The following is a 14319-nucleotide window of genomic DNA, read 5'->3' as shown; positions in this document are numbered from 1 at the left end:
CACGCTGTGCTCTCGTGGCTCAACGAGATCGCAACTTTCCGCATGCCTCTGCAAAGCCGTTTTTGTGATAGGCTGCTATCCGTGCGTATGACCCGGATTGTCTGGCGGCCGGAGCCTTCCGCCGATTCGATGCTCGACTGCGTCTGGAGCGTCGGAGACGAAACGGTCATCTTGTCGTTGCCCCGTCCACTTGCGGAAACATTGATTTCGACAGTGCAGAGTGGCCTTGGCTTACCTTCCGACCCAACTCGTTCGCTCATTCTCGAACTTGCGCTTGAACCGTTGCTCGCTCGACTGGAGACCCTGTCACAGCGCAGTGTGCAGCTTATCCGCATGGACGAGGCAACAGTGCTAGGTCCTTATCTGGAACTCGACGTCGCCTACGGTCCGTTAACCGGCAAGGCGCGCCTGTTCCTATTCCCGGCTCTCGATGGTCCGGTGCCGCCCGCATTCTGCGTGCTAGGCGAGCTGCTCGGCCGATTGCCGCGAGAGACGCGCAAGCTTTCCCAAGACTTGCCTGTCATCGTTACAGGACAGATCGGCTCGCTCCGCGTTACGGTCGCGCTTCTTCGTCAAGCACATGCAGGGGACGCCTTGTTGCCGGACGTAATTTCCTTTGCCCGCGGCCAGGCTATCCTCACCGCAGACACGTTATGGGCCCCGGCAGATGTTGCGGGCGACAGGCTGATCCTGCGGGGGCCGTTCCGCCTGCAACCCCACCCCCTGAAGTGTGCACATATGACGCAAAAAACCGAAACGCAGCCACCGCCGTCTGAAGCCGATCTCGACAGCATTGAGATTACGCTGGTGTTCGAATGCGGCCGCTGGCCTATCCCGCTGGGAACGTTGAGAGGTATCAACGAAGGGCACGTGTTCGAGCTTGGCCGGTCCCCTGACGGCCCGATCGATATCCTTGCCAATGGTCGACATATCGGCCGTGGCGACATCGTACGTGTCGGCGAAGAGCTGGCCATCAGGCTGCGCGGCAGGTTGACGGTCGATGAGTGACGTTCAACCGGACATCCTGGCGCTTCTTGCGGTGACAGTCGGCCTCGGCCTGCTGGCGTTCGTGGTCGTCACAACAACCGCGTTCATAAAAGTCTCCGTCGTTCTCTTCCTCGTTCGCAACGCGCTGGGAACCCAGTCGATTCCACCGAACATCGTTCTGTACGGCGCGGCGTTGATCCTTACCGTCTTCGTCAGCGCCCCAGTCTTTGAGCAGACCTATAACCGCATCACCGAGCTGCAACTTCGCTACCAAACGTTTGATGACTGGGTCACCGCCGCTAAAGAGGGCCGGGAGCCGTTGCGCGCCTATCTCAAGAAGTTCACCAACGAAGAGCAGCGCCAGTTTTTCCTGTCATCGACCGAACATGTCTGGTCTGAGGAGATGCGCGGCAACGCCACGGCTGACGATTTTGTGATCCTCGTACCATCGTTCCTGATCTCGGAGCTCAAGCGCGCCTTCGAAATCGGCTTTCTTCTCTATCTTCCCTTTATTACTATCGATCTGATCGTAACGACGATTTTGATGGCCATGGGCATGTCGATGGTGTCCCCGACCGTGATATCAGTTCCTTTCAAGCTCTTTCTGTTCGTCACCATCGATGGCTGGTCGCGACTCATGCACGGCCTAGTATTAAGTTACGCAACACCGGGAGGCTGAACATGAGCGAAGCCAGCATCCTCACTCACCTGAGCCGATCGCTCTTACTCTTCATGATCTGGGTTCTGCCACCACTCGTCGCAGCCCTGGTTGTCGGATTGGGCATCGGCATCATCCAGGCGGCAACGCAGCTCCAGGATCAAACCTTGCCACTTACCGTCAAGCTTCTGGTCGTTGTCGCCGTGATCGCTTTATTTTCTTCGGTGCTGAGCGCCCCGCTCATCCAACAAGCCGAGCAGATATTCTCTGAATTTCCCGCACTCACGGCGAGGCACTAGCAGACCGGACCTTAGATGTATGGCCTATCATCCATCGATACGCAAAATCTCATCCAGGGGGCCATCGAACTGCTCGTCGCAACCAGCCTTTGTGGGGCGCGCCCCCTGGGCATCATGCTGGTCCTTCCCGTCTTTACTCGGCCGCACATTGGCGGACTGATCCGCGGAAGCTTGGCTGTTGCGATCGGACTACCATGCCTGATGCAAATCAAGGACGGCTTACACGCGCTAGATCCGGACACACGTCTGATCAGGGTGACCCTGCTCGGTTTGAAGGAGACGTTCGTCGGCCTGCTGGTCGGCTTCCTGCTCAGCATCCCGCTATGGAGCATCCAGGCGGTCGGTGACATTATCGACACCCAACGGGGGATTTCGAGTCAGGTAGGTCCGGACGATCCCGCAACGCGCAGCCAGGCTTCGGGGACGGGCCTTTTTCTCGGCATCACGGCGGTCACGATCTTCGTTCTGTCAGGAGGCCTGCAGACAATGGTCAGAAGCCTTTATGGCAGCTATCTGATCTGGCCCGTGTATCGGCTACTACCGGCCCTGACTGTGCAAGGAGCAATAGAATTTCTAGCGCTTCTCGATCATATCATGCATACGACGCTACTGGTCGCTGGGCCTGTGCTCGCTCTGCTGCTCCTGATTGATGTGTCGGTCATGATGCTCTTGCGCTTTGCTCCGCAAATCAAACTGAACGATCTCTCCCCGACGATCAAGAATGTCGCCTTTGGGGTCATCATGGTCAGCTATACCGTCTATCTCATTGAATACGTGGGAACGGAGATCAACCAGTCCAATGGCGCGCTCACGCATATCGATAAGCTTTTCAGATGAGCGGCACGAGCGAAGAAAAGAAGCTCCCTCCCTCCCCCAAGAAGTTGCGGGACGCGCGCAAGAAGGGGCAGAGCCCGCGCAGCGCAGATTTGGTGAGCGCGGTCAGCGCTTGCGCCGGTTTCGGCTACCTCTGGTCAAGAGCGGGCCCGATCGAAGACAAGTGGCATGAAGCGGTGCGACTAATCGACAAACTCCAGGAGCAGCCCTTCAATAGTGCGGTCCAGCAGGCGCTGGGCGGCTTGATCGAACTTGCTATGGCAACGGTCGGGCCATTCTTCGGGACTGTCGTCGCCGCAGCCATTCTGGCCAGTTTCTTGGCCAATGGTGGACCAATTTTTTCTTTAGAGCCGCTAAAACCAAAGCTCGAGAAATTGGATCCCATCAAAGGACTGACGCGGATTGCGTCTAAGCGTTCGCTCATCGAGCTTGGAAAGACGCTAGTTAAGCTGTTCGCCCTTGGCGCGTGCTTTTTCCTTGCCGTTGTCGCAAGTTGGAAGGCGCTGGTATACATGCCAATCTGCGGTTTGGGCTGTCTCGGCCTCGTCTTCACGGAGCTCAAACTGCTAATCGGGATTGCCGCGGGTGCTTTTCTGATCGGCGGAGTGACCGATCTCTTGATCCAGCGTTGGTTGTTTTTGCAGGACATGCGCATGACGCAGACCGAGGCGAAGCGCGAGACCAAGGAACAGCAAGGCAACCCGCAGATAAAAGGTGAACATCGTCGTCTCCGGCAGGAGACTGCGAACGAAGCTCCGCTCGGCGTTCATCGCGCTACATTGATATTGCGGGGGCGGGCCACGCTGATTGGGCTCCGCTACGTTCGGGGCGAGACCGGCGTTCCGGTTCTGGTTTGCCGTGGGGAGGGCGAAGTTGCTTCACGGTTGCTTGCTGAGGCGCGCGCGCTGGGCCTCAGCATCGCGGATAACCACATCCTGGCACGTCAGCTCATTCGCAAAGCCAGGCTCGGCAACGCCGTTCCTACCCAGTATTTCGAGGCGGTCGCAAAGGCACTCTACGCCGCTGGGCTTGTTTAGATCGTCTCGGGCTTTTGCTTAAGATCATCTTTAGGGCTGCGATTTGCAGCGCCCACTATCGAGACGGCTGGACGTCTCTCATGCCACCCGACGGGGCGTCCGGCGAGCCCCTGTTGTTAGTTGACCCTTCCAAGTGTCCTTTGTCGTGCGGCGCGAAGCCCCCGTATGTGGCAAGAGGAACGGCCGCCCGATCACCATTGGTTGCCATGACAGATCTATTGCCCAGCAAGTCGTGTGGATCGTTGATCATGGCTCCCAGATTGTTGCGGGTCGAGCAGCCAAGCGTCTGGTCGAAAGAATTATCGTTAATCGCAGGACCAATGATCGAAAGCGACGGACAGACAGGAGAATGTGCCTCATAGATGATCGCCTCAACCCGCACTGCCAAGCCGGCGGGTTGATCGATGTGGGGGCCGAACAGGCGGATGTTGTAAGAGGCGACGCCCATTGCCCGAGCCTCCCGGGCCACCCGCGCGATGAGCCGAGGCGAGCCGGTGACATCGAGATGGAGCGCATCTCGCCGACCACGACTCGCACTCGCAATAAAATCCCGCAGACGATATCGCTCGGTGGCACCAACGCCTTGTAACAGCAAGACACGGCTCTCCTGCTCCACGTGGATCGCTTGCTCAGCCGGCCCAACATAGATCGGCGCACTGCTTGTGCAACCGCCGACGCTTGCCGTCAGGGCAATCAGACGGCACGCCTTTCTCAGGTTCATTCGGCGATCCTCATTCGATGATAAAGCCGGCGCCGCCCGTCGCGCCTGGCGCGCTGGTAGGGGGAGCGCCGCGGTCTCGCGGCGGGCTTGCCAAGGTGTTCGTCAAAATCCGTCCCGCGTCTGAGGGCGGTCCGATGCGCTCGGTGGGGGCGCTCATCTGGCTCGGAGTAGTTCCTGGCCGCACGATGTAGGGCGTGACAATAATAACCAGCTCCGTCTCTCGCTTTTGAAATGAAGAGGAGCGAAAAAGCGCTCCCAGGATCGGCACATCACCCAACCCAGGAAACGTACTGATGTCAGTATTGAAGGTGCGTCTGATGAGCCCACCGATTGCGAAACTCTGACCGCTGGCGAGCTCGACGACGGTGTTGGCACGCCGCGTAGAAAGGGCAGGCACGGATATGCCGTTGACCTTGACTTCACCGTCTTTCGATAGTTCGCTGACCTCGGGCTTCACGCGCACGTTGATCTGATTGTTGTTGAGAACGGTCGGAACGAACTCCAGGCTGACTCCGAACTGACGGAATTGGACCGACACTTGCCGATTGTCCTGCAGGACCGGGATGGGAAATTCGCCGCCGGCCAGGAAGCTCGCGGCTTCGCCGGACATCGCGGTAAGATTCGGTTCAGCCAGCACCGAGGCGAGCTGCTCATTGGCGAGCGCGTCGAGAACAGCGCTGACGTTGATATTGCCGGCGCCAAAGCTCACACCCACCGTGCCGCCCCCGCCAGCCGCGCCGAAATCGGCACGTCTGCCGCTGCTAAGACCGAAAACAAAACCGCCATTCTGAGCCAAGGCAGAAAGGTTAATCCCGAGGTCCTTCAGGGCGCTGCGGGAGACCTCCGCGACGCGCACGCTCAAATTGACCTGCAATGACCCCGCCACCTGGATCCGATTGACGATCAGGGCATCCGCGCCGAGAAACTGCTCCGTGACCTTCTTGGCCGTATCGACGACATCGGCACTCGGCGCTGTACCGCTAAGGATGGCGCCACGCGGGGTATAGCTGACTTGGATCGGATAGTCCCCGACCTGAGCCTTCAGCATGGCACGCAGATCCTCGATTGGTTGCGTGACGACAACGCGCAATTCGGCTAGAGCCTCCCCATCGCCGTTCAAAGCGAACAGGCTGGTCCGTCCGGATTTCTTGCCAAAGACGAAGATGGTCGTGTTCGACGGCGTCTGATAGTCCGCAATCGTCGGGTCGGCAACAAAGATGCTCGCCGCCGGTGCGGGCAGATGAACGGTCTTACCCTGCGAGGAGGAAACGTTCAGCGTACCACTGATGCTGGCAGGAGCCGCATGCGGCGGTCCCCCGCGACCATCCCGCTTTATCTGAGCTGTGGCAGTGAGTGGAAATAGCAGAACGACGGTGCACAGGACGCAGGAGAGAGATCTCGGAGCGCTGGCGAGAATCGACCGTCGATTGCGGACAGCATCCCCAATTAGATGGAAATTCAAGGGAGTCGTTGCTTTCAAGTTCGATTGGCTACGCGGCGGATGCGGCGCCATTCAATTCAAGGCTGTAACCAACGCCGCGCGCGGTCTTGATCCGGAGCGTCGCACCCGACTGATTCAAATGGCAGCGTAAGCGATAGACACCGACTTCAAGCGCGTTGGCGGAGACCTCGTTGTCGAATGCATAGAGGCGATCCTCCAGTGACGCTCGCGGCACGGTGCGGCCAGCTCGGCTGAGCAGATGTTCAAGAATGCACACTTCGCGGCGCGCAATCCTTAGCAGTCGACCACCAACTGAGACTTGCCGCGCGATCGGGTCGAAGTTCAGATTGCCGAATCTAACGACGGGGACCGTCATTTGCATTGATCGTCGCAGAATGGCTCGCATGCGAGCAACAAGTTCTTCGGTAGACACCGGCTTGGGCAGGAAATCGTCCGCGCCACCATTGAAAATCGCGATCCTTTTACATAGGTCGTTGAGGTTACTCATCATCATCGCTGGCATCGAACGCCCCTCGCGTCTTAACTGCTTCAGCCAGTTCAAGCCGTCACCATCCGGAAGAATCAACTCGAGCAGGAGAATGTCATAGCTCGCGCAGCTCAGAGCCGCCGCCGCCTCATCCAGAGTGCGTGTCACATCAACGGCGAAACCGAGATTCAAGAGCGCTCCCTTCACAGCGCGCGCAAAGTCCGCATGATGATCAACCAGGAGAACTCGCATTTCATCGCCCTTCGTCCAGTCACGCCAAGATTGAGCGCATTACCGTCTAAAATCAGCGAATGAGAAGGCATGACCGCTGGGTCTTAAATGTCGGAGCCGGGATCGTCGAGGAAAGCAATAGTGGTCAGCGACCAATCGCATCTGATCCGTTGTCAGCCGACCTGCGACTGCGACGTCGGGCTCGAGATCGCGTACGCCATCGGCGACGCTCAATGAGAGCTTTGTAGCGGCAAGAAGACCGGAATCGCTTAATGCATAGAGGGCCAGTAGCAGCCCCCTCACGCAGCTGAGCGCCAATCGCGGCCGTGGGGCCGGTGATCAAACCCGCGACAACAGCATCAATGTTGCCAGTACGCCCAGCCATAACCGAAATGTAGGCGAGGATAACTGCATTTGTATCTGAAGTGATGCGAGAAATCGCCATTTGCAGCTCCCCACGTTGGCGTCGATACGCGGTCGGTCTTGATGTGACGTCGACCTTAAGTCGCCTGCCTATGACAGACGCGGTTTTGCACGGACGATGGCCTATCGTAACCGCAGCCCGCTGATGCTCCAGAGGCTGCCAGGCAGGACGAAACAACCAACACGCCCCGGCTAGATCCAAGAACGTTCTGATTGCCGATAGGAGTTAAGACCGACGCAACATCGACGGTGGAAGGTGTTCAGCGCATTCGATGCTGAATCCCAACGAGGAAACGAACCGCCATTGCGTCTGGCGACGCATCGGCGCTGCCACGTACGTGGTGTGGGCGGCGCCTGCGCTCCACCTCTCGCGACGAACAGCGGCGGAATAAACGAATCTCGCACCGCCGGGCGAGGGCGGAGCGAAGACGGCCGGCCCTGTTCGCGACCTGCTGTTCCTGTGCCAGCCGTAAGCGGGTCGGCGGTGATGTCCCTCTCCGACGCAAGGGCTATGTCGATCAGATGCCTTTGGGAGGAGTGCTCGAAGAGCCTGAAGGAGTCGAGCGGCGCGATCTTGTAGGTTAGAGACATTCGCAATTCTTGCTACCTGTCAGGAAGTTGTGGCGCGACAGGAGATCGTCGCGACTTGTCGCAAAGCCTACAATCTGACGTAACGTATGATTCAAGCCCCTCCTCAAGAAATTCTTAAAGCTCATAGGGTTCCTGGAGCGCCGACGATGCGAAAATTGTTGGAATGATGTCGGCAGTTGCTCTGATTCCAGGCAATATGGAGAGATAGCCGACGTAGCTTCGGTGCTACCGGCTCCATCGCCGATTGTCCCGAGCAGATTGATTATCCTGCACTGTTGCGCCGGCGGTACCGTGATGCTCGATGGGCTGCCGTCAATCGCGGCTCGAACACACTTACTTCGGGGACCGGCGCTCTGGACCAACACAACTGCAAACACATAGCAGCCGCTCCTAGAAAGGCGCACCATTCTGGAAGTACTACTCGTCGAAAGAAGTGCGGCCGGGGCCGGATCTTGAGTCTGAACCTAGCGAACTCATTTTACGGCAAGGCACAAACGAACCGCGTGCCTCCGAACTTGTAGAGCGCCTGACGCTTGAGAACGCGTTCGACCTGCAAGTTCAAAGCGATCAATTCGTTCTGCGTGAAGAGGCCGTTGTGCAATCGGCTACCAGCCTTCACATCCGTAGCAGCTATGGCAGGAGTCCTGCACCGTCAGCACGGCAAGACGAGTCAAGATCGTCGGATTCGTTTCACCGCCGGCGGCTAGTGTTAAGACCTTCTCTGCGAGGCACGCCTTCAACGAGGATGTCCGCTTCGCTTCGGGAACCATACGGACGGCATCGTCCAGGGCACCTTTCAGCACTGGATAAAGTGTGGTTTGAGGGGATGTATGGGTCATGGCGCAAATCCACAAAGGTAGAATCCGTCCGTTTGGCCTCCAACCGCCTGGCCAGTCTTCCTTTGAGACGGTCCGTCGCATCCGGGCGTCCTCCACATATTTTGTTCTGACGGCGCAATCGGTGTTTGGGCGTTACCTCAATGAATACAATGAATATGACTAGGCCATGTGACGATAGGGATGCACATACAACTTAATTTTGGATCCTGTTGACTCCCGCCGGCCGGATGAAGGTTCAGTGGCAGGTCAACACGCCTGAAATCCTTCAATGATTGTGAGACAGGGGATTGCCGCACGACGAACAGGATGCAAGTAGAAGGGCGTCGGTTCCCGATGGGGGCTCACGTCGCCCAGTCGTGTTTGTCGCTGTCGGCAGCTCCCAAATACGGGCTTAGGCCAGCCGCAACGGCTCCTCCTTAGCGCTGCACTCTGGCCGTTCCTTCCGCGCTGACATAGTGACCGGCGCGCCTTCGGCGGCGGTTTCGGCAGCCAGGATCGCGCCAGGTGCGGCAATGAATTGGGTCGCATGTATTCGGATGCTCCGGCGCCACCATCTCCGACGATTATCCAGAACAGTGCATCCGCCACCGCCCAGCGATCTCCGCAGGAAGTTCTTCCATCCTCTTCTTTTCCCAACCAAGGTTCTTATATGCGCCTGCATGATCGACGTCATCACCGCGTGGCGGACCGAGTTGCCACTCACTCAGCTGCGCGTCCGACCTACCGAGTGATGACGCCCACGACGGATCAGAACTGCGTGCCGCGAAGGCTTGATGCGCGGAGTTCTGGCTTTTAGACCGATGGCGGTCTGCCGATGCCAAGCTGCTCGACGGCGATCCTGGAGATCTCTGCCGGATCGCGAACGCCTGTTGCGCCGATCTCGATGATCTCCCTTGCGACGATTTCGGCGATAGGGTCGTTACGATCAACCAAGCAAAGCCTGCGCAGGGCCAGTCTGTAGGCCGACTTCAGGCGCTCTATTTCTTCCGGTCCAAGTTTGCTGCCCTGGAGCAATCGACTGATGGTCACCGCCCTAGCCCCGCCGAAGCGCCAAATGGCGAGCTTCGAAAAGAAAACGCTCCGGCGATGATCAGGGCTTTTTCATGTCGCCTTGAGATGCGTCAGGAACCCTTCGGGTTCACCTCGGCATAGCCACCTTTGTCGTCCCATTTATAAACGACATAGTCGAGCTGCTTGATATCGCCCTTGGCGTCATATTCGAGCTTGCCGATCACCGTGTCCCAGGAACCCGCTTTGATCGTATCCATTACCTTCTTCGGATCGATCGTGCCGGCCTTGGCCACGGCCTGCGTCCACACTTGCATCGCAGCGTAGGTGTAGAGCGTGTAGCCTTCGGGGTCGATGTTCTTGGCCCTGAATTTCTCGACGATCGCGGCCGCCGTCGGCTTCTTGCGCGGGTCGGGTCCGAAGGTGAAGAGCGTGCCGGCGCTGGCGGCGCCGGTGATCGAGGCATATTCCTTGTCGGCCAACGCGTCGCCGGACATCAGCACCGTCTTCAGGCCTTGGTCGCGCATCTGGCGCAGGATAAGACCCGCTTCCTGGTGATAGCCGCCGACATAGACGAGATCGATACTGTCACGCTTCAGACGCGAGACGATCGCGTTGAAGTCCTTGTCGCCCTTGTTGTAGGAATCGTACATCTTCTCGGTTATGCCGGCCTTGTTGAGGGCCTTCTTGGTCTCGTCGGCAAGGCCCTTACCGTAGGTGGTCTTGTCGTTGAGGATGGCAATGTTCTTGCCCTTGAAGTTCTTCGTGATGTACCGGGCGGCAACCAGGCCCTGCTGGTCGTCACGGCCGCAGACGCGCGCCACGTTCCAAAGCTTGCGGTCAGTGAACAGCGGGTTGGTCGAAGCCGGCGTGATCTGCAATACGCCGCCATCGGCATAGGCTTCCGACGCCGGGATCGATGACGAAGAGCAAAAATGCCCGGCGACGAACGGGATCTTGGCGCCGGCGACCTTTTCCGCCACCGAGCGCGCCTGCTTGGGATCGCAGGCATCGTCCTCGACGTCGAGCGCGAGCTTCTTGCCGAGCACGCCGCCGGAAGCGTTGATCTGCTCCACCGCCATCTCGGCGCCGTTCTTCATCTGCCGACCGAAGGCGGACTCGCCCCCGGTTATTGGTCCCGCGACGGCGATGGTAATGTCCTCCGCGAATGCTGCCGTGGAGAGAACGAGAGATGCACCAAGTGCCAGGCCGATCAGCTTAAGTGATTTCATGGGGTGTTCCTCACAAAGTGAAGGCAGCGGCGAGTAGGCTCGAGCAGAGCAACGCGAACCCGGCCGCGGTCAGTGCCAGGAAGCAGTCGGAGACAAGGTCATGATCGCGCATCAAATACCCTCGATTGCGCCGGAGAGCAGCAGTTCCGCCTTGGCTCGATAAGACAGCCCGCCTCTGCCGAAAGACCGAGCTTCTAGTTGGGAGGAGTCCGCAGAAAGCATCGTCGCCCAAAAGCAAGACGTGAACATCTGCCGGCGTCTAGGCCAGTAGGACAACGAACCGGGGTGCATACGCGAAGCAAAATTCGTCCGAGCAAGCGACCTTGACTTACAATGCATGCGCCTCGTCTTAGAGCACTCATCTCATACCGCCCCGCCAAATCAACGCACGAATTATCGGCATCAACACTAGCTGAATCACGGATCCAGGAAAGCAATAGGTCTGTCCGTGACGTACAGAGTGCGCCTCTACCCATCGCGGTTGTGGCCGGATGGCTTGATGCCTTGCCGCAAGGCCAGCCCTGGTCGCGCGTCGGCTGGCGCTTGGTGTGCACGGTCTGCGGCACCGCAGGATCTGTGAACATCGTCCCGAACTGGCATGACCGGATCGGGCGCGCCGTACCATTTAGCCAGGATTGGAGATCGTGTTGCGCCGATGAAGCTCTCCGCCGACCGCCCCTATGCCGACCCCGTGAAGGCCCCCCGCAGGATCATGGAGCATGCCCATGCCTTCGAGCCGATCCACGACGGCCGGGGTCTACATCGAGAAAATCATTGCGCACTTGCACTTTCTGGGCACGGAGCTGGCCTGAAGCCTGGCGATCGACCGCGGCGAGAGCGGCACCTAGAACCCTGCCGGCTGGCGCGGACCTGTTCGCATAGAAACCCCAGCTCCGGGGAGCAAGCTATGGCCCGTCATGTACGCTGCCACCTTAGTCCGGTTAGGTGTGCAGACTGTTTCGCCTGTCACTTTCATTACACAATACTGCCCGGCCAAGGTAATAGGCGGTCCACTACGGTCCGGAAGATGAGTGATAAAGATCTGGCCGGCCACCAGCATCACGGCCGCGAAAACAACTGCCAGCATGGAGGCAATGAGTGATTCTGCCATCGTGGTCACCAGTACAATCTGATGAGCACTAAAAATCCCGTGACGGTGAGCTTGGTTCCCTAACTCGGGAAAAAACGGCAACGTACCTGTCAGTGTTGAAGTGCAAGGATCGGCCCTTGCGGAGTTTTTCGCGTAGAAGAAGCGCGGTCTTGTCAGCCCGGCTGCGATTGCACCAGCGATATTTTCATCAGGGTGCCGGTAAGAACCGCCAGTGCGCAGCTGACCACAGCAGCTATCCAAAGTTCCGGATCGCTATGATCTTGTAGTAGTCGTGCATGACTATAGCGATGTCGTGCAGCGCCTTGGCGATACCGAGCGCGCCCTTGGTCGAACGGCCAAGCTGACGCCGTTCATCGCAAAGCTTGCAAGCGCACTACTGCTGGCGACACGTTGGCCAGTTGGCTGATGGGAATGCCTTTGCTGGCGTCCTTGACGAACGCGGTGACGTGTGCCGCCAAATCCGGCGCGGGATTGGGAACCCCTGATGCCTGAAAGGTCGCCACTGCCGCCTCCGAGGCTTCAGATGACGAATGCTATCTTCACTCGCTCACGTTGCGCGGTTCGGACGAGCGCGACCGGCGCAGTTCGTAGCGCGGAATTATCCGCTGGCATGTTCAGTGGCTTCTGGGCCATGGCAATTCAAAAATAGGTTCGTCTCAAATGTCTTCGCGTCGACCACGAGATCAGGATCGGCATGATCGGGATCGGCATCATGATCGGCACCCGCATGATCGGCACCGATCGGCATGCCGATGATTCGAAACGCCATGCCGCCGATGCCGACGATCAGGAGCAGCATCAGCATGGCGATCGAGACGGAAGCAACCGCTTCAGGGAGTGAGCGGGGCCGCGGCACGAGCTGACGCCTCATACTGGGCGAAATCCTGCCGGCTGATGCCGTAGGCGATGTGATTGCCGTCGTTGAGCGACTCGACGATCTCCCGAACCATCTCGACGAGCAGCGCCTGGGTCTCCTGATCGTCGTTGGGGAATCGCTGGCGCACGAAGTCTTCGATAGAGCTCGGTTGCTCGCCGTTTCCGATGGCCAGGACGTACGCCTTGACGCTGTTGAAAATGTCGTTCCGACGCCTGAATTCGATATCGAGCACGGCTTGCGGTCTGCCCGCGTACGCGTCGTAGCGCGCCGCGGATTTTTCGTACGCTTCGGCGAAGGCTTCCGTGATCAGGTCGGTCCTGTTGAGCTCGTAGAATGTCAGGAGGCCCTTCACGTACGACGTCTTGTCCATGTCCATGAATGATAGGGGGGCCACGCCCGCCTTCAGCAAGGGGACGTTGCAGACGAGACGGGCAGTGCGCTTGTTCACGTCGCGGAACGCTTGCAGATACGAGATGAAGACCATCAGGAACAGCGATCGCTCGAAGGGATCCTCGATTTTGTTGGCCTTCTTCGCGATGCGCTCCATTTCCTCTTCAAGGCGCTGCGGCTTGGCCAAGGGCAGATACGCGGAACCGCCGATCTCGTCGATGGGCATGCGCCGGATCGAGCCGACGTCGCGAGGATCCATGTTGCTCAGGCCGCGCGAGAGCAACGCGTGGAAGGTCTTGAACTCCCGCGGCAGAATCTCGATGTCGGCGATGTGCTGCGTCAAATAGCTGATCGCCTCCTTGTGGTTCAGGATCATCACCGTCTCGTCGCGGTCCTTGCCTTCGGCCGCCTGGCCGAATTCGATCAGGACCTGCGTATCGAGGTAGGTGTAGGTGTTCCCTTCGAGCGCCGAGGAGGCGAAGGCGAGATCGACGAGCAGCTTCTGGGCGATCGATCGGCTGTAGGTCGACGCATCGCGGCGCCGACCGCCGCCGACCTTCTCAAGCCGCGCGCGCACTTCCTCCGACAGCCAACGCGTCTCGTTGGGGACGTAGTTGCTCAGAGCAGCGGCGTTGTATCCGACGCGCTGCCGCTTCCCGGGCGGGAACGAGAAATAGTCGTGATAGGGGTCTTTCCGGTAGCGGGTCGAGCGAGCCCTACCTTCGCGCAGGACGTGGCGCTCCGCGATCAGCCGCTCGAGCCGGCGGGCAAGCGTAGCTGGGCTTACAGGGCGCCCGACCCGGGTGAGGGCCGCTGACAACTCCTGTGCCGAAAGGGCGTTCTCGGACGCGCGAAGCGTATCAAGGAGGATCTCGTCGGCCTCATCGAGATCGGGATGAGACGATTGTTGAGAAGATTTTGCCGTCGCCATTGCTAATGGAACCTGTTGAGTATAATCAAATCACCATTCTGAGATGATATATGAGAAGATGCAAGAATATCAAGGGTAATAAATTGCATGTCTATCAATGCGTTGCTGAGCTGACCTATTGCCAGTAAACTGATGCGCGGATGGATGTGTGAGAAGATAATCCGACGTTGGCGCCTCCCCGAAAGCCGCGTCGAGACGATTCGTGAGAAGATACTTTGGGTT

14 protein-coding genes are annotated in these 14319 nt (G+C 58.7%); 5 read left to right on the top strand and 9 right to left on the bottom strand.

The features are described 5' to 3' along the window. Nucleotides 1-87 precede the first annotated feature (87 nt). From sctQ to ACFFWD_RS03515, 5 genes are read left to right on the top strand one after another with little or no spacing between them, the layout of a single operon-like run. The gene (sctQ, locus tag ACFFWD_RS03535) at nt 88-1008 is read left to right on the top strand and encodes a type III secretion system cytoplasmic ring protein SctQ (protein WP_376961490.1); all 921 of its coding nucleotides are present in this window, start codon (nt 88-90) and stop codon (nt 1006-1008) included. After that, on the top strand, nt 1001-1666 hold the full coding sequence (gene sctR, locus ACFFWD_RS03530) for a type III secretion system export apparatus subunit SctR (protein ID WP_376961488.1): 666 nt from the start codon (nt 1001-1003) through the stop codon (nt 1664-1666). The genes sctQ and sctR overlap by 8 nt, the downstream gene beginning before the upstream one ends. 2 nt (nt 1667-1668) lie before the next feature. Then, complete coding sequence (locus tag ACFFWD_RS03525; protein WP_376961486.1) at nt 1669-1944, top strand: EscS/YscS/HrcS family type III secretion system export apparatus protein; 276 nt, start codon at nt 1669-1671, stop codon at nt 1942-1944. A 15-nt stretch (nt 1945-1959) separates the two neighbouring features. Continuing rightward, nucleotides 1960-2781, top strand: coding sequence for a type III secretion system export apparatus subunit SctT (gene sctT, locus ACFFWD_RS03520; protein WP_376961484.1), 822 nt, complete (start codon nt 1960-1962; stop codon nt 2779-2781). After that, nucleotides 2778-3815, top strand: coding sequence for an EscU/YscU/HrcU family type III secretion system export apparatus switch protein (locus ACFFWD_RS03515; protein WP_376961482.1), 1038 nt, complete (start codon nt 2778-2780; stop codon nt 3813-3815). The genes sctT and ACFFWD_RS03515 overlap by 4 nt, the downstream gene beginning before the upstream one ends. Nucleotides 3816-3870: 55 nt before the next feature. Here ACFFWD_RS03515 and ACFFWD_RS03510 read toward each other — a convergent pair whose 3' ends face one another. From ACFFWD_RS03510 to ACFFWD_RS03470, 9 genes are all read right to left on the bottom strand, one after another. Next, nucleotides 3871-4536, bottom strand: coding sequence for a CpaD family pilus assembly lipoprotein (locus ACFFWD_RS03510; protein ID WP_376961480.1), 666 nt, complete (start codon nt 4534-4536; stop codon nt 3871-3873). 10 nt (nt 4537-4546) lie between these two features. Then, entirely contained in the window at nt 4547-5998 is a 1452-nt protein-coding gene (locus tag ACFFWD_RS03505; protein ID WP_376961478.1) for a type II and III secretion system protein family protein, read from the bottom strand. 28 nt (nt 5999-6026) lie between these two features. Then, nucleotides 6027-6716, bottom strand: coding sequence for a response regulator transcription factor (locus tag ACFFWD_RS03500; RefSeq protein WP_376961476.1), 690 nt, complete (start codon nt 6714-6716; stop codon nt 6027-6029). Nucleotides 6717-8314: 1598 nt separating this feature from the next. Beyond that, nucleotides 8315-8548 carry a hypothetical protein gene (locus tag ACFFWD_RS03495; RefSeq protein ID WP_376961474.1) on the bottom strand — a complete coding sequence of 78 codons (234 nt, stop codon included), beginning with the start codon at nt 8546-8548 and terminating at the stop codon, nt 8315-8317. Between the two features lie 792 nt (nt 8549-9340). Then, nucleotides 9341-9577: a hypothetical protein gene (locus ACFFWD_RS03490; RefSeq protein ID WP_376961472.1), complete on the bottom strand. Its 237-nt coding sequence runs from the start codon at nt 9575-9577 to the stop codon at nt 9341-9343. 92 nt (nt 9578-9669) lie between these two features. Continuing rightward, nucleotides 9670-10788, bottom strand: coding sequence for a branched-chain amino acid ABC transporter substrate-binding protein (locus ACFFWD_RS03485; RefSeq protein WP_376961470.1), 1119 nt, complete (start codon nt 10786-10788; stop codon nt 9670-9672). 1461 nt (nt 10789-12249) lie between these two features. After that, the gene (locus ACFFWD_RS03480; protein ID WP_376961468.1) at nt 12250-12402 is read right to left on the bottom strand and encodes a hypothetical protein; all 153 of its coding nucleotides are present in this window, start codon (nt 12400-12402) and stop codon (nt 12250-12252) included. Between the two features lie 95 nt (nt 12403-12497). Next, on the bottom strand, nt 12498-12704 hold the full coding sequence (locus tag ACFFWD_RS03475) for a hypothetical protein (protein WP_376961466.1): 207 nt from the start codon (nt 12702-12704) through the stop codon (nt 12498-12500). 25 nt (nt 12705-12729) lie between these two features. After that, on the bottom strand, nt 12730-14097 hold the full coding sequence (locus ACFFWD_RS03470; protein WP_376961464.1) for a Fic family protein: 1368 nt from the start codon (nt 14095-14097) through the stop codon (nt 12730-12732). Between the last annotated feature and the right edge of the window lie 222 nt (nt 14098-14319).

The sequence above is a fragment of the Bradyrhizobium erythrophlei genome (assembly GCF_042430365.1).
GTDB classification, from domain to species: Bacteria; Pseudomonadota; Alphaproteobacteria; order Rhizobiales; family Xanthobacteraceae; genus Bradyrhizobium; species Bradyrhizobium erythrophlei.
This window is presented reverse-complemented; position numbering and strand designations above follow the sequence as displayed.